General features: G+C 59.7%; 12 protein-coding genes and 1 pseudogene. 4 read left to right on the forward strand and 9 right to left on the reverse strand.

The annotated features are described in order from the left end of the window. Positions 1–14: 14 nt before the first annotated feature. Complete coding sequence (locus HDF10_RS08205; protein WP_183812312.1) at positions 15–3,230, reverse strand: TonB-dependent receptor; 3,216 nt, start codon at positions 3,228–3,230, stop codon at positions 15–17. 277 nt (positions 3,231–3,507) lie between these two features. Here HDF10_RS08205 and HDF10_RS08210 point away from each other — a divergent pair, with 277 nt between their 5' ends. Both HDF10_RS08210 and HDF10_RS08215 read left to right on the forward strand, forming a co-directional pair. Beyond that, on the forward strand, positions 3,508–4,542 hold the full coding sequence (locus HDF10_RS08210) for a PstS family phosphate ABC transporter substrate-binding protein (RefSeq protein WP_183812313.1): 1,035 nt from the start codon (positions 3,508–3,510) through the stop codon (positions 4,540–4,542). Continuing rightward, positions 4,539–5,603, forward strand: a complete 1,065-nt coding sequence (locus tag HDF10_RS08215; protein ID WP_183812315.1) for a PstS family phosphate ABC transporter substrate-binding protein — start codon at positions 4,539–4,541, stop codon at positions 5,601–5,603. Before HDF10_RS08210 ends, HDF10_RS08215 begins: the two co-directional genes overlap by 4 nt. Before the next feature lie 142 nt (positions 5,604–5,745). Here HDF10_RS08215 and HDF10_RS08220 read toward each other — a convergent pair whose 3' ends face one another. Together HDF10_RS08220 and HDF10_RS08225 are read right to left on the reverse strand one after the other, a co-directional pair. After that, the gene (locus tag HDF10_RS08220) at positions 5,746–7,140 is read right to left on the reverse strand and encodes an aldehyde dehydrogenase family protein (RefSeq protein ID WP_183812316.1); all 1,395 of its coding nucleotides are present in this window, start codon (positions 7,138–7,140) and stop codon (positions 5,746–5,748) included. An 18-nt stretch (positions 7,141–7,158) separates the two neighbouring features. Then, positions 7,159–8,856 carry an acetolactate synthase large subunit gene (locus HDF10_RS08225; RefSeq protein WP_183812317.1) on the reverse strand — a complete coding sequence of 566 codons (1,698 nt, stop codon included), beginning with the start codon at positions 8,854–8,856 and terminating at the stop codon, positions 7,159–7,161. A gap of 296 nt (positions 8,857–9,152) precedes the next feature. Here HDF10_RS08225 and HDF10_RS08230 point away from each other — a divergent pair, with 296 nt between their 5' ends. Next, entirely contained in the window at positions 9,153–9,686 is a 534-nt protein-coding gene (locus tag HDF10_RS08230) for a hypothetical protein (RefSeq protein ID WP_183812318.1), read from the forward strand. A 352-nt stretch (positions 9,687–10,038) separates the two neighbouring features. On the opposite strand, the gene HDF10_RS08235 is transcribed toward HDF10_RS08230, so the two are convergent. The 5 genes and pseudogenes from HDF10_RS08235 to HDF10_RS08250 all read right to left on the reverse strand — a co-directional run. Next, positions 10,039–13,311, reverse strand: coding sequence for a TonB-dependent receptor (locus HDF10_RS08235; protein ID WP_183812319.1), 3,273 nt, complete (start codon positions 13,309–13,311; stop codon positions 10,039–10,041). A 314-nt stretch (positions 13,312–13,625) separates the two neighbouring features. Then, on the reverse strand, positions 13,626–14,672 hold the full coding sequence (locus HDF10_RS08240; protein WP_260177725.1) for a YncE family protein: 1,047 nt from the start codon (positions 14,670–14,672) through the stop codon (positions 13,626–13,628). A gap of 18 nt (positions 14,673–14,690) precedes the next feature. After that, on the reverse strand, positions 14,691–16,109 hold the full coding sequence (locus HDF10_RS08245; RefSeq protein WP_183812320.1) for a short-chain fatty acid transporter: 1,419 nt from the start codon (positions 16,107–16,109) through the stop codon (positions 14,691–14,693). After that, a complete protein-coding gene (locus tag HDF10_RS20890; protein ID WP_260177726.1) occupies positions 16,106–16,240 on the reverse strand; it encodes a hypothetical protein in 135 nt (44 codons plus the stop codon). The genes HDF10_RS08245 and HDF10_RS20890 overlap by 4 nt, the downstream gene beginning before the upstream one ends. Before the next feature lie 4 nt (positions 16,241–16,244). After that, positions 16,245–16,609, reverse strand: a pseudogene (locus HDF10_RS08250) (efflux RND transporter permease subunit); the annotation flags it as partial. Positions 16,610–16,659: 50 nt separating this feature from the next. Between HDF10_RS08250 and HDF10_RS08255 the strand changes: the two are divergent. Next, positions 16,660–17,157, forward strand: coding sequence for a TolC family protein (locus HDF10_RS08255; protein WP_183812321.1), 498 nt, complete (start codon positions 16,660–16,662; stop codon positions 17,155–17,157). A gap of 155 nt (positions 17,158–17,312) precedes the next feature. Here HDF10_RS08255 and HDF10_RS08260 read toward each other — a convergent pair whose 3' ends face one another. After that, positions 17,313–18,335: a YncE family protein gene (locus tag HDF10_RS08260; RefSeq protein ID WP_183812322.1), complete on the reverse strand. Its 1,023-nt coding sequence runs from the start codon at positions 18,333–18,335 to the stop codon at positions 17,313–17,315. Positions 18,336–18,405 lie beyond the last annotated feature (70 nt).

Here is an 18,405-nt window from a genome sequence, read left to right on the forward strand (position 1 = left end):
CAACGTATGAACGCTTAGAAGACTACTTTGACTGCTAGCTGGAGTTGACGGGAGGAGTTGGCCGTGGGGCTCGTGAGCACGCCTGCGGTCGATAGCGGAGCGATGGTGGTTGTGCCTGTCGCTAAGGGTACCGCGGGGGCGCTGTAGATCTGTTGATCGTTGTTATTCGGTGGGGTAAAGTTCGTGTGGTTGAGCACGTTGAAATACTCCACCCGGAACTGGACATTGAACTCGTCCGATATCTTTCTGATGGCGTTGTTCTTGAACAGAGAGACGTCAAGATTGGCAAAGCCCGGCCCGGTGATGATGTTGCGGCTCGCGTTTCCACGCAGATAGGGGTTCGGTGTTCCCTGGCCGCCGGGGAAAGGGAAACAGGCCACATTCACGTAGTTGAGGCCCGAGGTCTTGAAGCTATGATTGACCGGATCACAGCCCGGAGTCCGGTCGGGATAGTCCCATGGATCGGTGCCCAACTTGCCCAGTGGATCGCCGCCGATGAGCGGTGTAAAGGGAGTTCCGGAGCTCTGTTTGTAGATACCGCCAAGCTGCCATCCGTTGCGTGCGATCGCGGTCAGTCCCTGCACATTCTTGTCTTCGGGTAGGTTGAAGATGGCGCTCAGAGCGAAGATTTTGCCGATGTCGAAATCCGACCGGCCATAGCTCAGCGAAGGTGCGAACCAGTCCAGCGAGGGCACAGAGTTGCCAAATGCGTCGCCTGCGATCGTTGCGGAGTTATTGTCAAGGCTCTTGCCGTACGTGAAGGAGGCTTTAAGTTGGAGGTTCTGTTTCACCCGAGCGGTGATGTCGGTAGCGAGCGCGTTGTAGGAGGATTTGGCGAACCACCAGAGCGCACGAATGTCCCCCGCGTTGGGATTGACTTGCGTGCCGGAAGGCTTGCCTCCCGCCGAAGGCCACAGATAGCCACCCTGCGCAGTGCGTGTCGGCAGAACGACGTTGGCATCCTCCACACGGAAGGGCTGATGCACGCCCCGCGAGCCGACGTAGCTGGCGGAGAAGGTGATGTCTCGCGCGATCTCATGCTGTAAGCCGAAGTTCCATTCCATGACATAGTTGCGCGCGGGGTGCGGATCGATATAGGCCTGACCGAGCCCCGAAGGAGTTGTCGTCAGTTGTTGTTGCACGAAGTTGGGGTCGGCACCAATCTTTACCGCGGGATTGGTAGTAGTGCCAGCCTCGAAGTAGGGCGCTGTGAGCACGGACAAGATCTCGAACTGGTAGAGCAGCGGCAGCACATCATAGAGACCGAATCCGGCGCGCACAGAGGTCTTATGGTCCTTGAAGGGATCGTAGACGAAGCCCGCACGCGGCTCGAAGTTCTTATAGGTCGGGTTAGAAAAGTAGGGATTGCCGAGATGTGGAGTTGCATCTGTAACCTGCTGTAGCGCGGACAGCTTACCCGCGACCTCTGTAGGTACATTGATCATCTCGTACCGCAGCCCGAGGTTGAGTGTGAGCCTCTGGGTGAAATGCCAGTCGTCCTGAACGTACCCGCCTACAAGAAACTGTCGCAGGTTGCGCGGCGTAAGTGTACTCGCAATCCCCGCTGTTAGATTTTTGGGCGTGTTGCTGGTGAAGCCAGCCGTGCTGCCATACTTGAAGAGGCCGTTCGGATTGCTGAGCGCCAGAATGTTGTTCTGCAGCCGTTCAAACGCAGCACCAAACTTGATGGTGTGCTTGCCCAAAGTCAGGAAGGCGTCGTCATAACCCTGAAATGTGGTGAAGCGGAAGAGATAGGCTGGCGACGAACCGACACCACCGACGATACGATCGATCCCCGGAACATTGATGCCAGGAGCAGTGCGACCCGGAATAAGCCCGAGCGAAGTATCGGAGGCCAGAGGGTTAATCGCGGAGGCACCGATATTGTTCGCGATGTTTTGCCGGTTCAGGCCGAACCGAACTGTATTGATGAAGTTCGGACTGAAGATGTGGTTTTCCTCCAAGATGAGGTCCTGGCGGCGCGTCTTTGAAGAGACCGTCGTGATGTTCTGCGCATCTCCGATGGTGAAGGGTGTGTTATCGAACAGGTAGGTGCCGAAGATGCTGTCCTTCGTTGAGATCTTGTGGTCGATACGTGTAGTGAAGAAGTTCTCGGTGACAAGCTCCTGTTTGATGAAGGTGTAGGTCGCAAGATCTCCCGTCTGAGCAGTCGTCTGGTTCGAGACCGGCATCAGCGGGATGTATTTCAGCAACCCAGGATCTGTGATGCGTGCGCGTGCTGCGTTCGAAAGAACATGCACAGTCGCCGTGTTGGAAAGGGCTTGCTGGATGGCCTCGAAGTCACCGAAGAAAAAGGTGCGGTTCCGAAAGATGGGGCCACCCGCAGACCCGCCATATTGCTTCCGGCTGAATGGTGGGATTACCGCGCCATCAAAGTAGTTCCTGGCATCGAGTGCGCTATTGCGGAAAAAGCCGTAACCGTTGCCGTGAAGCTGGTTTGTGCCATTCTTGGTGACCGCATTGATCACGCCGCCGGAGGTCCTGCCGTATTCGGCCGAATAGTTGCTGGTGATGACGGAGAACTCGCCAATCGCGTCGACACCGAGGTTGGTGCCGATGACGGACCCTGGACCTGAGTTGGCATAGTCGTTGATGCTGATGCCATCGAGGCGGTAGTTATTCTGCGAGGGTCGTCCACCGGAGATGGAGATCTGCGCCCCGAAGCCACGATTGCCGCGGCCTGCACCCTGGTCGAAGCCGATCTGGGTCGAGACGGTTGCGACTCCAGGTTGCAGTGCTGCAAGATCGGTCCAACTCCGTCCGTTGAGTGGAAGGTCGCGGATAGCCGCTCCGGTGACGACCGCACTGAGAGCGGATGAGGAGAGTTCGACGGAGGGAGGGGTATCGATAATCTCAATCTTCTGATCGACGGTACCTACGTTGAGTGAAAGCGGAAGACTGATCTGATCTCCAACGGAGAGGGTAAAGTTCGTGCCCTTCGGAGCAAATCCAACGGCCGATACCTTGATCAGGTAGTTGCCAGGAAGCAGGTTCGGCACCGTATAGAAGCCCTCCTGATTGGCCACGACGATAGCGGTCACGTTGGTCGAGAGATTGGTGATCGAGACCTTGGCCTTGGGGATGAAGGCGCCAGCTTGGTCGGTGACGGAGCCGGCTATGGTCCCGCCTGCGACCTGCGCGCGGAGGGCGGGACTGAGTGCAAGACAGAGAGAAAGAATCAGGACAACGTGCAGCGACTTCATGTTCATAGGAATCTCCTCGTAGGGTGCGCTTGCATGGGGCGCGTCGCGTTGCAACGTACTGTGATGTCGTCGGAGGTCTGGCGACGCGAAAGTTTCGTATTTTGGAGCGCGCCTATCAGGAACCATCAGAGCGAAAGAAGTCTGAATTCCAGGTGAAAAAATGTTCATGGTTAAATGCTTGAACCTCGTTCGAGAAAGAAGATAGAGTACGCGGGGTGTATTGGGATCGATACAGCAACGATGCACAACAAAATCTCTGAGAGACTCACGAGGCGCACGACACATGAGGGGCAGAACTATAGCTCGAAAGAGCGTATGCAGGCAGGTACCTGCCCTGTTACTCGGTCTCAGCGCCTTCGCGCTTGGCCAGTCGCAGATATCGTCCGGCCCCGCAGAGTCCCGGGTCCTGCGCATATGGGGTGCCGGGGTTCACGGCGAGTCTCCCTTTCTTCCAGTACTCGTTTTGCTCGAGGCCAGCTATCAGCAGCAACATCCTGAGATCCGCTTTGAGCACCATCTTTATGGCGATGACTCCGCGCTCGGAGGACTCTACTCGGGTGCTGCTGATCTGGCGTTGATGGAGCGCGAACCGTCCTACATCGAACTCGACGGCTATCAACAGGTGCTCACGCGCGAGAAGCCCTTCATACGCACGGTTCTGCTCGGCGCGGGGCGCAGACCAGGACATAGCTCGCCTCTTGTCATCGTCGTTAACCGCAAGAACCCACTGCAGAAGCTTGCGCTGGATCAGATCGACGCGATCTTCAACGCGGAACGGTCATCGCTGCCAAAGTCGAGGCGCGGCCCCATTCTTCTGTGGAACGAACTCGGCCTGGAAGGCGCGTGGCATAAGCGTGCGCTGCATCCGTACGGTTTTCACGCACAGAGTCCGGAGTCGCAGACGCTGGTGGCCGAGGCGATGGACGGAGTAGTTCGGTGGTCGTGCGCTTTCGTCGCCGTTGGAACGCCAGCAGGAGGACAAGAGGCTGCCGCCCGCGTGGCCGAGAGAGTTGCTCAGGACCGCTATGGCGTGGGTGTCACGACTTTAGACGTAGTTACGTCCGCAGTGCGTGCTGTGCCGATCGTGGATACGGAGGGAACCCCGCAGTTGCCTGTCGAGAGCTCGTTGCTGAATGATCGCTACGCACTGCGGCGCGGAGTTACAGCGCTCTTCCGCGACCGCCCCGGAGTCGTAAATGAAGAGGTTCGCCGCTTTGTGGACTATATGGCGAGTGATGAGGCGGAGTCGGTCATCCGCGCGGACGGAAGCTACCTTCCCCTCCGGTCACATGCGCAGCAGGCGGGAGGGAAGCGATGAGGGCATATACCTTGCGGTGCTTAAGGACGGTTGCGTGTGCGGCGGCGATGATCATCTGCGGATCCGTGCTGGTCGGACAACAGCCAGCGCCGGGCGGCCAGCAGAGTTTGGACCTCTCGGCTTTGCCCACTTACGTGCCTACCACTATGGTGACCGGAACGATCCGTAACTATGGCAACAATTACATCCCGGCGCTAATGAAGGAGTGGGAGGATGGCTTCGGGAAGATGCAACCCGGAGTCACCTTCGAAACCAGCCTTCCTGGGAGCGAGGCGGCCATGGCAGGTCTTTACGGAGACATCGCCGATCTCGCCTTCATCGGGCGGGAAAGCTACCCCACTGAGGTGCATGCCTTTGAGGAAGTGAAGGGGTACGCACCACTCGGCATCGAGATTAGCTCCGGCAGCTTCATGACCCCGCACAAGACCTTCGCTCTCATGGTCTTCGTCAACAAGGAAAACCCTCTCGCGAAGACGAATCTGCCCGAACTGATGAGGATCTTCGGCTGTGGATCGAACGCCATCACCGAGTGGGGCCAACTGGGTTTGACGGGCGCCTGGGAACATCGGCCCATCCATGTCTATGGGTATGCGCCCACCACCGGGATGGCTCGATTCTTCTCCAGTGCGGTGCTCGGTGAGAACGGACGCTGGACCGCCTCCATGCATGACTTCGACAACGGGCATCGGCCGGACGGCGAGGTTATCAATGCCGGTGTCTATGTACTCCGGGCGCTCGCGGCCGATCCAGACGGCATCGCGTATGCAAACTTCCTCTATACGACCCCCGAAGTTCGGGCGCTGGCCCTTGCCTCCACCAGCGGCTCGGGAATCCAGTATCATGAGCCGACCCGCGACAATGTTTTTTCTAGGCTGTACCCGCTTACGCGGTTTACTACAGTCTTTTTGGATCGTAAGCCAGGAGAACCCGTGAAGCCCGCCCTCAAGGAGTTCCTGCGTTACATCTTAAGCCGCGACGGGATGCAGGCAGTCGTCAACGACGGTGCCTACGTTCCTTTGAATGCAATGCAACTCGAAAAAGAGAGACACAAGCTAGATTAGGGTTCTTCCGCACATTGTGTGAAGGTGATGTGATGCGGAGCAACTTGCGCTTCGCTAAAACTCCATCCAATTCCTTTTGTGTCAGTTCTATAGTTTCTCAACGAATGCAAAAGAGCCTCGGCATTCCACGCCAATGCAGGCGTCAATCATCTTCCATTGCGGGGAGCTTGAGGACGACAAGTTTGTCCTGCATCATGTCATGCATGGTGTAGGGAATGCCACCGATGCCGAAGCCCGATTGCCTGCGTCCCGCGAAGGGCATCCAATCGGTACGGAAGGCGGTGTGATCGTTGATCATCACGGCGGAGGCGTCCAGCAGACGTGCCGCCGCGAGCGCCGCGTCGATGTCGGTCGAGAAGACGGAGGCCTGGAAGGCGAACGGAAGGCTGTTGGCGCGGGTGATCGCATTTGAGAGCTCGCGGAAGCCATAGACGCACGCCACTGGGCCGAAGATCTCGCTGGTCGAGACGAGCGAGTTGGCGTGGGGTTCGACCAGAAGGGTGGGCTGGAAGTGGCGGGTGCCGATGCGCGTCCCGCCGACGGCGATCGTGGCGCCCTCTTGGACCGCCTTTGCGACCCAATGCTCGATGCGCGTGACCTCTTTTGGCGCGATGAGCGGTCCGACCTCGGTTTTGGGTAAAGTGGGATCGCCCACGCGAAGCTGCCGGATGCGTTCAGCGAGGCGTTCGACAAACTCCGTTTTCAGATCGTGATGCACGAAGATACGCTGGACCGAAACGCAGACCTGCCCAGCGTGATAGCAGGCCCCTTTCGTGAGGGGCTCGAGGATGATGTCGAGGTTCGCGGAACGGTCGACGATGACCGGCGCTGCGCCGCCGTGCTCCAGAGCAAATCGGGCACCGGGCGCAAGCTGCGAGCGCAGGTGCCAGCCCACCCGGGCCGATCCGATGAAGCTCAGGAAGGCAACTCGCGGGTCGGTGGCGAGACTCTCGGAGTGAGCGTTTTCGTCGATCAGGACCGCCTGGCACCAAGGTTCAGAGAGCCCAGCCTCTCGCACCAGTTGTATGAAGTGCAGGCAGGTGAGCGGCGTCATTGCGGAGGGCTTCACCAGTACCGGACAGCCCGTTGCAATGGCTGGGAGCACTTGGTGAACGATGAGATTCAGCGGATGGTTGAAAGCCGAGATCGCCACTACCGGTCCGACGGGTTCGCGGGTGGTAAAGGCCCAGCGATTGGCCGAGGCCGGGGTGAGGCCCATAGGGATCTCGGCACCCACGAGATGCTCGATGTGTGAGGCCGCCCACTCGATACTGTTGATGGCGCGCGCGACCTCTACTTGAGCATCCGTGATTGGCTTGCCGCCCTCGAGTGCGATTCGCAGGGCGAAGGTTTCGCGATCCCGGTCAACTAGAGCGGCAAGCCGTTTGATGATCTCGATGCGTCGGTAGGGAGGTAACCAGGCTGCGCGATCAGCGAAAACCCGTGTGGCCCGGTCGAGCATGGCCTCGATCTCGGCGGGCGTATGGGGGGTGATCTCGGCGATGAGCGCGCCGTCGTAGGGTTGGGTGATGAGCATGGGGAGTCTACTTTCGCTTCAGTCGATGCGGCTGGGACGTGCGCTGAGTTCGTCGATGAGGACGCGCCGGTTCTCGGTGTAGTCGATCGGCACGATGACGAGGTGCACACCGCCCTGCTGGAATGCGGCTTCGAGCGCCGGAACCAGGTCATCGGCGGTGTCGATGCGGGTCCCAGTCGCGCCGTAGGCCGCCGCGTAGCGGACGAAATCGGGGTTGTTGAAGGTGAGGCCGAAGTCGGCAAAGCCTTCGGCCTCCTGCTTCCAGCGGATCATGCCGTAGCCATGGTCTTCAATGAGGAGCACGACGAGGTTCAACCCAAGACGGATGGCGGTTTCGAGGTCTTGCGAGTTCATCATGAAGCCACCATCGCCACACACGGCCATGACGCGCCGTTCGGGATAGAGCATGGCTGCCATCATGGCGGAGGGGAGGCCTGCGCCCATGGCGGCAAGAGCATTGTCCAGCAGGATGGTGTTAGAGATGTGAGTCCGGTAGTTGCGTGCGAACCAGATCTTGTACATGCCGTTATCGAGGCAGAGGATGCCGTTCTCCGGCATGACGGCGCGCACGTCGGCGACGATGCGCTGCGGGGCGAGCGGAAAACGCGGGTCGTCCGCGCCTTCGGCAACCCGCTTCAGCACCAGCGACTGCACCTTACGGTAGTAGGAGAACTCGTGCTTCGTACCTTCGAGCGCATCGGCCAACCGCGTCATGCTGTCGCCGACGTCGCCGATGACCTCGACATGCGGGAAGTAAATTTGGTCGATGTCGGCGGGGTTGAAGTCGATATGGACAACCTGTGGCCCGGTGGACTGCATGAGGAAGGGTGGCTTCTCGACCGTGTCGTGACCGACGGCGATGATCAAGTCGGCATGCCCGCTCGCGAGGTGAACGTAATCTCCACTCGAGAGCGCGGCGGTGCCGAGATAGAGGTCGGAGTTGCCGTTTACCGCTCCCTTGCCCATCTGAGTGTTGAAAAAGGGTATGCCCATACGGTGCATGGCCGCGGAGAGCGCGGGGGCGAGACCGGGCCGGTTGGCTCCGCCGCCCAGCACGATGAGCGGGCAGGTGGCCTCGGTGATGCGGCAGGCGGCCTCATGGATGGCGTTCTGCGCAGCGACGGGCCGGAAGGAGGGGCTGACGGGTACCAGCGTGTCGGAAGCGACGATCTGCGCGGCGATGTCCTCGGGAAGCTCGAGATGGACGGGGCCGGGGCGCTCAAACTGGGCGACTCGGAAGCCGTCACGCACCAGCGTGGCGATGTTACGCGCATCGATGACCTGACGCGCCGACTTGGTGAGTGGCCGCATCATGGCGACGGTGTCGATGATCTGGAAGCGCGCCTGGCGACTGTGCCGGATCGGCTTCTGCCCAGTGATCATCAGCATGGGCATCCCGCCGAGCGAGGCGTATGCTGCGGCGGTGACGAAGTTGGTGGCGCCCGGCCCCAGCGTGCTAAGGCAGACGCCGGGCTTGCCCGTAAGTCGGCCATAGGTTGCCGCCATGAATCCGGCGACCTGCTCATGCCGGGTCACGACCAGCTGGATGCTGGAGTGGTGAAGCGATTCGAGCAGGTCGAGATTCTCCTCGCCCGGCACGCCAAAGATGTACTCGACGCCTTCGTTTTCAAGTGCTCGCACGAAGATGTCGGAGCCATTGAGCTCCGGCAGGATAGGGGAGAGCGTCGTCTGCGGCGTGGGAAGCGTGGTGGACATCGATAGCCTCATGGCGCCTGTTCCGGAGCGGCTGGAAGTTTGGGGCGCAGGTGTTCCCAGCCTTTATCGACCCGCAGGATGAAGACGGGGTGAAATCTGGATGAAGCCGCGTTTATGTGGTGGCCCCGCAAACCGTGTGGCTGCGGTCCTGTGAGATGAAAGCAATTTCATACTTGTTTCAGTTGTCGCTCATCTCAAGCGGCCATCGTTCAATACGGCATAGGATGTATGCGTGGCCGGTTTTGGACGGTCCCCGCAGCATCACCATCCAAACCTTCACTCAGTCCGGGAGAAACATGAAAACAGCAACCGCCGCAATATGTGCCATGACCGTGAGTCTCTTTAGTCTCGTTCCCGCCTTCGCACAGGAGACGCGCGAACAGGCTATTTCTGCGATGCGCAAGGTCGAAGCCAAAGAGATGGACCCGACCTACACCACGCCCTCACCCTTCGCGATGAAGCTGACGCAGGAGGCGCTAGCGAAGCATCCGGAGGTGATCCTGATCGCCATTCATGCAACGCCGCCGGGCCACAAGAATGTCATCGTGGCGTCGAACTTCGGCCGTATCGGCAAGATCGGCGATGAGGATGATATGCGCTGCATCAACACCGGTAAGAGCAACCTGGAGGTGGACAAAACCGGACGCCACTTTGAAGATGAACTGGTGCTTCAGGATGCGTCGGGCAAGACCATCGGTGCCCTCGGCGTTGTCTTCAACTACAAGCCAGGCGACGATAAGCTCGCGTTGGGCAAGATCGCCAACGAGATCCGTGATGAGATGAAGTCGCAGTTGACGACGAAGGCCACTCTATTTGGCCCGATAAAGTAACACCGCACCTCAGTAGTTGCGCTGATTCCGGTTTGCGGTTGGTGGAATGACACATCGTCATCCATCAACCGCATTTTTACTGTTTCGCCGTTGAACGCAAGGATTACTCCTCCGTCGATCGGGTGAGAGGCAACGGCTCGATCGTAGTCTGGGAAAACGCGCGATTCGCACGACATTGACGGCAAGCATCGCGATGTGCCGACTCCACGGGTCACCTTTGAGAACAACTTGATGTCGGACTACCGGATAATCTTCCTGAAAACGGATGTGAGACTTATCGGATACTTTCTTCTACTTTTACGGAGGACTAAGGGCGGGACCGAAGCCCCGCCCTTGTGATGCGAGGATTGGGTTAGAAGAGGACCTTGAGGGCGAACTGGGCCTGCCGGGAGCTGGTTGCGGTGGGGCCTACGAGGACGCCGGCGGTTGCGGCGGATAGGGCTGCTCCGCTGGCGTTGAAGAGCTGGGTGCCAGCCTTCGGTGGTGGGCCGTAGTTGGTGTGGTTGGCGACGTTGAAAAGTTCGGCGCGGAACTGGAGGTTGATGGGGTGCTCCCAGGGCTTAAAGGTGGTGTTCTTGACGAGCGAGGTATCGAACTCATTGAGGTTGGGAGCGATGACGGAGTTGCGTCCCGCGTTGCCGAGGTGGGTGTATCCGGTGACCGGGTTGTAAGTGGGGAAGGCGAAGCAGGCGGTGTTGAGGAACTGGCGGTTCATCGAGTTGAAAGACTTGACCGGATTACCGGTGCAGCCGGGTCCCTTCAGACGGTCGGGAAACGCGAAGGTGTCGGCGCTCTTGAGGTTGAGAGGGTCACCACTGATGAGCGGGGTGAGCGGTTCGCCGGTGGAGAACTGGAAGATGCCTCCCCACTGCCAGCCGTTAGCGAGATAGGAAACACCATTGCCTTCTTTGACCTTGGGTAACTCGTAAAGATAGTTGACGACTACGTTATGAGCGACGATGAAGTCGGAGATGGCGCGGCGGCGGTCGGGTGCCCAGGTAGGCAGGCTGGAGACGGAGTTGGCGAAGGTGTCTCCGAAGGTGGAGGAGGAGCCGTCGTCGATGGACTTGGCCCAAGTGTAGGAGACGCCAAGCTGAGTGCTATGGCTGAAGCGCTTGTTGAGGCTGGCCTGCAGCGAGTTGTAGTGGGAGTATCCGGACATGAAGACAGCGCTTATCTGGCCGACGTTGGGATTCAGCTTTTGCGAGGTGAGGGTCGCGGTGGACACGCAGGTAGTGCAGTTAGGGCCGTAGAAGCCGTAGCCGATGGAGTCCTTGACTGGTTGCACGGTGTTGATATCGTCCACGCGGTAGGGAAGGTGAATGCCGCGGGAGCCAGCGTAGCCGACCTGCAAGGTGAAGTCGTAGGGCAGGGTCTGCTGGATGTTGAGGCTGTACTGCTGGACGTAGCCGCGCTTGGGGTGCTGGTCGGCATAGGCGTAGCGAAGGCCGACCGCGCCTGCTGCGTTCTCCTTGGTGTAGGCGTTGTTGGGGAAGTCTCCGGAGGCGAGTGCGGTGATGTTGCCGAGTAGGAGATACGGCGCGGTGAAGATGGACAGGCCCTCATAGAGATAGTTGAGGGTCTGGGTGTCGTAGATGCCGTAGCCGCCGCGGACGGAGGTATTGCCTTTACCGAATGGATCGTATGCGAAGCCGACGCGAGGTGCGATGTTGAGGAAGCTGGAATTAGGGAAGTAAGGGCTGCCGAGACGCCGCGCCGTGGCCGACACGGCGGGCAGGACGGCGATGCGGTTGGCGGTCTCCGTGGGCACGCTGACGGGCTCGTAACGCAGGCCGAGGTTGAGGGTGAGGTTGTTGAAGATGCGGTAGTTGTCGGTCAAGTACGCGCCATAGACGGACTGACGCAGGTCGCGGGGCGAGGTGCCCTGCTGGATGGGGCTGTTGAAGCTGGTTGGAGTTGCGCTGAGGAAAGTGGCGAGGCTCGAAAAGATGAACTGTCCATTGGGATTGGAAGTGCCGAGCTGGTTGTTCTGGAGACGCTCGAAGGCGAAGCCGAACTTGATGGCGTGCTTGCCGTGGGTGAAGTTGACGTCGTCGTAGAACTGGTAGGAGTTGAGATGGAAGTCGAACTCTCCGGTGGCTTTGAGTCCGCCCTGGAAGTTGGAGACGCCGCCGATGTTGATGAGTCCGACGGGTAGTCCTGGGACGAAGCCGAGGCTGGTGTTGGAGGCGGCGGGGTTGATCGCGGACAGTGTGGTGGGTGCGATGGAGACGACGCGGCTGAAGCCGAACTTGGCTGAGTTGACCAGGCTGGCGCTGAAGACATGGCTCTCGTCGACGGTGGCCAGGGTGCGTCGCGCCAGGTTGCCGGTGATGCGGATGTTGAAAGGATCGGGCGATTCAAGATCGCCGCGATCGTAGAAGTAGGTTCCGGTGAGCGAATCGTTGTCGGTGATCTTGTGATCGAGCCGCCCGGTGTAGAAGTTCTCGTGGCTGATCTGCGGGGTGTTGAAGGCGAAGGTGCCGACGTCGGCAGTGGGGCTATCGATGACGCCGGTGTTGGGCAGCGGGTAGAAGGTGAGGTAGGGTGTTACGGCTGGGTTGACGGTGTTCTGCACCTTGGAGGCGCAAGCTGCGTTGATGCAGAGCAGACCGTTGCGTGCATCGGAGTTGGGTACGCTGGAGGTGATGCTGATGCCCTGGTACTGGCGTAGACCTTCGTAGTCGGCGAAGATGAAGGTGCGATCGTGGAGGATGGGACCACCGGCGGATGCGCCGAACTGGTTGCGGCGGAACTCGGCGATGGAGTTGGGGACGTCGAACTGATTGCGGGCGTCGAGTGCGCTGTTGCGGATGAACTCGTAGACACTGCCGTGGAGTTTGGAGGTGCCACCGCGGGTAACGGCGTTGATGATGCCGCCTGCGGTCTTGCCATAGTCGGCGGAGGCGTTGGAGGTGACGACGGAGAACTCCTGAATGGCATCGACACCGAGGTTGGAGCCGATGACGCCGCCAGGGCCGCCGTTAGAGTAGTCGTTGATGCTGATGCCGTCGACGCGGTAGTTGTTCTGCTGCGGACGTGCGCCACCGACGGTGAGTTGGTTGCCGACGCCACGGTTGGCGCGCTGGTTGGTGACGGCGACGGCGGGCTGGGTACGGACAGAAGCGACGCCAGGTTGGAGGTTGGCGAGTGAGGTCCAGTCGCGACCATTGAGCGGCAGATCGACGATAGTGCGCTCGTCGACGACTGGCATGTTGGTGGAGGTGACGAGATCGATGCTGGGCGGCGTGCTGTTGACGACGATCTTGACGTCGACCGCGCCGATTTGCAGGGCGAAGTTGACCTCCTGCTGCGCTCCGACGTTGAGCTGCACGTCGTTGGCGGTCTGGGTGGAGAAGCCGGTGACCGATACCGAGACGGTGTAGGGGCCGATCTGCAGATTGGGAACCGAATAGAAGCCAGTGGCGCTGGTCACGGATTTGGTGACGATGCCCGTAGCCGTATCGGTGATGACAACGGTGGCGTTGGGTACGACCGCGCCGTTGCTGTCGGTGATGGTTCCGGCGATGGTTCCGGTGGAGACCTGCGCGAACGAGACGACTGCCGTGGCCAGCAGCAGCAAAGCGAAGAGAGAAAATCTGATTGGTGTGAAACGCGTGTTCATTTGATACCCCTCAATTCTGGCGAAACGGCCAAGGCGCTTTTCAACTCCGCAAACGGGTGCAAATTACGCCGGGGGTCATTTACTGGGGACGGAATGAAGGATTTGTGAAGCTTACATAAAAACTTGTTCACCTGATTTTTGCGGGCTCCTGGGCGCAGTCTGCGAAGACTACAAAAACCCTTGTCAATCATGGGTTTTGTGCATATTGGCGAAGGTCTGCTGGTGCCGATCGTATCTGAAAATCCAAGGCACAATACTCCCTCGGCAACTGTTTTGACCAGTGCCGTGGGGAGCTATCGTGGAAGTAGGTCTTTCTAGCGGGAGAATACAAAGATCACGAAACTGCCAGGTACGATTGCAGGGCGACGCTTGGGATTTGCTGGCGAGGCGGGCGGTTTGGGACCCAACGATGCCGAGACCGTGTAGACGGTGCCCGTGGAGGGGTCGACCGCCATCGTGCGAGCGCCAAGTTTTGTCGGCAGCGTTTGGAACGTGGAGTAGCCTCCAAAGGCGGAAGAACGCAGGATGCTCATCGTCCCGCTTTCGCCATTGGAGCTGAAGATGAGGTTATGTGCAGCATCGACGACTGCTGCGTCAGCGCCTTCCCCAATCGTAGGCGAGGCAATCAGTTTGCCGGTCTGGCTGTCGAGGATCGCCATCTTGCCGTTGTCGCAGACGGAGAAGAGCCGATGGTGCTCTGTATCGATGGCGAGGCCCGAAGGACCCTCGCCGGGGGACAGCGGCCATCTAGCGGTGATCGTCAGTGTTTTGGCGTCGAGGCGCAAGATAGCGCTGCCGTTCTCGATATTTACAAAGACGTTCCCGGAGCCGTCGGTGACCGAGAATTCGGGTTTGCCCGGCATGGGTAATGTAGCGATGACATGGTTGGTCGCGGCGTCGATCACGGTTGCGTCGTGGCTGATGCCATTGAAGGTGAAGACGCGCCGCTGGGTAGGTTCAAAGAGCACGGCGTCGGGGTTCTTGCCGGCGGGGATGGTCGCGAGAATCTTGTACGTGGCGCGGTCGAAGACGAGCACCGTACCGGCGCCTCCGTCGGAGATGTATCCAACCTTGCCCTCCTCGTCGAAAGCCACGCCATGCACATGCTGCAGGCTACTGATCTCGGTGATGAGCTTGCCGGTCCGCGTGTCGACCAGCATGACTCGATCGAGTCGCGCGACGTAGAGGATGTGAGCCTGCGAGTCGACGGTCATGTAGTCCCAGCTACCGTCTCCGCCGATCTTCCAAACCTCGCGCAGCTTGAAGGGCGCATCTGGGCTAACTGCGGCAAAGCTGGGCTGCGCAGCTGCGAGCATCGAAAAGAGCACAAACGCAGGCACGGACTTCAACAGGAGAGACATGGTGTGATTCCTTTCGATCTATGGCGTGGGAAGCAGAAACAGCAGCGACAGCCCGAAGACTATCCCCGAGACGACGAAGGTGATGACCATGAAGCCCATCATGCGGCGCATCTTGATGCCAGCGATGGCGAGAATGGGCAACGCCCAGAAGGGCTGGATCATGTTGGCTACCGACTCGCCCATGGCGACGGCCATGGTGGTGCCGGCGAGCGATGAGTGAAGCTGTATGGCGGCCGGTATTGCGAAGGGTCCCTGCACTGCCCAGTGCCCGCCGCCGCTGGGCACGAAGAGCGTAATGATCATGGAGGTGAGGTAGGTGAAGAAGGGAAGCGTGTGCGCGGTGGAATAATTGATGAAAACCTTGGACAGTACACCTGCAAGACCTGTCGTCGTGATGATGCCCATCAGGCCGCCGTAGAGTGGATACTGCAGGATCAGCGAGCCGGAGCTGCGGGCGGCCAGCTTGATGGCGCCGACGTAGGCGGCAGGCCTCCAATGCAGCAGCAGACCCAGCGAAAGCAGCGTCATAATGACGATGTTCAGATCGATCGTGCCGTGCGTGCGGATGACCTCGAGCACCAATGCACTCCCAATGAAAATCACCAGCAGTACGTTCAGGATCCAGGCATGATCGAGCTTCGCGCCGAAGGTGCCAGTGTCTTCCTTCACGACGGCGTGATCGTCCTCCTCCTGGAGGCGTGCGGGATCGGCTGGCTGCCTGTTCTGCGCGGTAGGCCCGATGTGGCGAAAGACCAGCGGCAGCAGGACGAAGAGCGCGGCGATGGGGATGAGGTTGTACTTTGTGAAGACGGTCTCTGAGAGCGGCGTGAGATGCCCGGTCAGCTTTTCCACGATGTTCAAGGCAGATCCATGCGTGGACTGCGAGAGCGCGATCGAACCCGAGAGGCCTTCGGTCGAGATGACGTAGCCGGTGTAGCCCGCTGCCACCAGCCAACCGAAATCCACCGGGATACGCTTGGCCATCTCACGCGCGAGCAGCGCAGCGGTGACCAGACCAAGACCCCAGTTGACCCAGGACGCCGCCATCGACACCACGACGATCAACGAGACGGCGTCCGCTGGTGAACGCGGCAGGTCGGCAATCTTCGCCAGCAGCCGCCGAATCGCCGGTGCGCTCGCCAGTGCGCGACCGGCGGTCAGAATGATGACCATCTGGAAGGCGAAGGTGAAGAGGTTGAAGACGCCCGCGTACCACGCTGCGGCAATCTGCTTCGGAGCCGCATCGGGCGCGTATAAGAACGCGAGTACAGAAGCGAGAAAGGTGAGGAGTACGGCAAAGACAAAGGGGTCTGGCATAACCCTCTCGAACAAGAAGACGAAAAAGGCGGTGGTGCGACCGAGCAACGACTGTCTGCGTACTTTGACGGGACGCTGTTGTGGGTTCAACTGAGGATCGATGGGCGTGGAGGTCGTCATGCGAACATCTCAACTCTCTTTTCATCTTCGGCAAAGTCGAAATCAAATCGTCCCCATGCTTCGCGAGGCGGCCTGAGATTTTCATGAAGCGTAAATGAAGAAGCTTTCATCTGGCCGGTCACATCTGTCATCGAGCTAGACGGCCTCCGTGATGATCCGTTGCATGTGGCGCTTGCGGGTAAGCCGAAAGAAGACGACCGGCGTAACGATCAACGAAAGGAGCGTGGAGATCAGCAGATCGCCGATGACCGCGATTGCCAGTGGCTGCAGCATCTGTGAGCCGGCGCCAATCGCGAAGGCCGACGGCAACATGCCGGTGATGGCGGCCAGCGCCGTCATCAGGATGGGCCGCAGCCGGCGGCGTCCAGCGTGCAGTATCGCATCCTCGGGGGGGACATGCCCTCGTCCCGGAAGCGAGCTTCTGCATCGAGCAGCAGCATACCGTTCTTCGCGACGATGCCGATGACCATGATGAGTCCCATGAACGAAGCTACGCTGAAGGGTTGCACGGCGCGGTCTTGTCTCCGTCGTCGTCGCCAACTACTACGGCGTGCTGGCAGCGGACGCAAAACTTACCGTCGGCCAGCGCGCACGCGATGAAGCCGACCGCTTCAGTACCATCACCCAGCAGCGCGAGGCTGCAGGCGAGGTCGCCCATGCCGATACAGTGCGTGGCGACATCCAACTCCAGCAGCGTCAACGCGACCTCAACGAGGCCAAGCTTGCCGCAGAACGCTCTCGGCTCGACATCGGCGTACTGCTCTTCCCCGATCCGACGACGCCGTACACCGTCGCCTCCAGTCTGACACAGCTGCTCACTCTGCCAAGCCGCGCCGAGATCGACGCGGCAGCCAAAGCCAACAACCCCGACCTTAGGGCCGCTCTCGAATCGATGCCGGGAAGCAGCGCAGCGCGGGGCGATACTGCGCTGCGACTGCGCTACTTCCGCGTCGGTCGTGGCGGCAGTAAAGGCACTGTTGGCCTTCTGTGCGCGCTGTATGGCTTCGTCGAGCGAGATGATCGTCGCCGCCTGCTGAGCGGACGCTGAGCCAACGGCGAAGATCGAAGCATAAAGAGAAGAGCCGACTTCATCGAGATCACTGGATGGGCCAAGTTGAGTGCAGAACATGGAGACAGGGGTAGCTATGTGCACGCTTCGTGAGGGCAAAAGCGTACACCGACCAGCGGAGTTGGAGTTGGGAGTTACTTCACTTCATAGGTAAGGATCTTTGCCATGGCTTTGCTCTCGCCTGGCGACACAGCGAGGAAGAGCCGATTCGCAGACGGGATCAGCAGGCCGGTCTTCGCGCCGGGAGCGGTGGTTACCTTCTCGGTCATCTTCAGATGATCCGGATCGGAGGTGTCGTAAATACCCATGTACCCTTCTCCGCCGGGGACATAGAGCCGCTTCGTAGCCGCATCGTACTGCACCTCATCCGAGCGGAGAGGGGCAGGCTGCGTACCGACGACCGCACCGGTGTCGGAGTTCATGACGACCACCATGCCAGGATCGCGGCAGACGACGTACAGCCGGTGCTGTGCGGGGTCGAAAGCGACCATCGCATTCTGCTTTGCCGGTGGGACGGGCCAAGTGCTGAGCACCTTGAGCGTTGCGCGGTCGAGCACCGCGAGCTGGTTGGTCTGGGTGAGGTTGATGAACAAGCGCGGATCGTCATCGACGAAGGCCATGGCCTCGACGTGGTTGTCTTGGAAGATCACTTTTCCCAGGATTGTGCCCGAATCCGGGTTTACGGCTTCGAGGTTTGCCGTCTTCAGGCCGACGTCCTTGCCGCCAGTAACGACATAGAGCGTGTTGCTAATCGCGTCGTACTTCGACGTATCGGAGCCCGGCGCCAATCCAACTGCGGACTTCTTTGTATAGTTGACCGCGTCACGCAACGTCGCGCCCTGCTTCTCGCTATCCGTGATGAGAACCGTAGGCGAGCCCTTGCGGACGAGGATGCTGTGTGGGTTGCCGAAGCCCGACACGGTGCGGAGATGGGCCGAGGTCGTGAGATCGAAGACCTCCAGCGTACCGTGATCCTCGGCCGCGAGCAATAGACGGTTTCGGTCGTAATCTACAGCGAAGTGGTCGAAGTCACCGGTATAGCCGGGGAGATTGACGGAGTGGATGAGCTTAACGGAGGAGGTTTCTTGAGCGAACGACGCGGGCAAGACGAGCGTGGCCAGCGATGCGGTGAGGAATACGGTTCGAATTACCGACATAGACATGGTGGCTCCTGGGACACAAGGAGTAGCTTGTTGATGCAGGATGAGTTCTGCTTGAAGTCCGTAT

This window comes from Tunturiibacter empetritectus, from assembly GCF_014201375.1.
GTDB lineage: Bacteria > Acidobacteriota > Terriglobia > Terriglobales > Acidobacteriaceae > Edaphobacter > Edaphobacter lichenicola_D.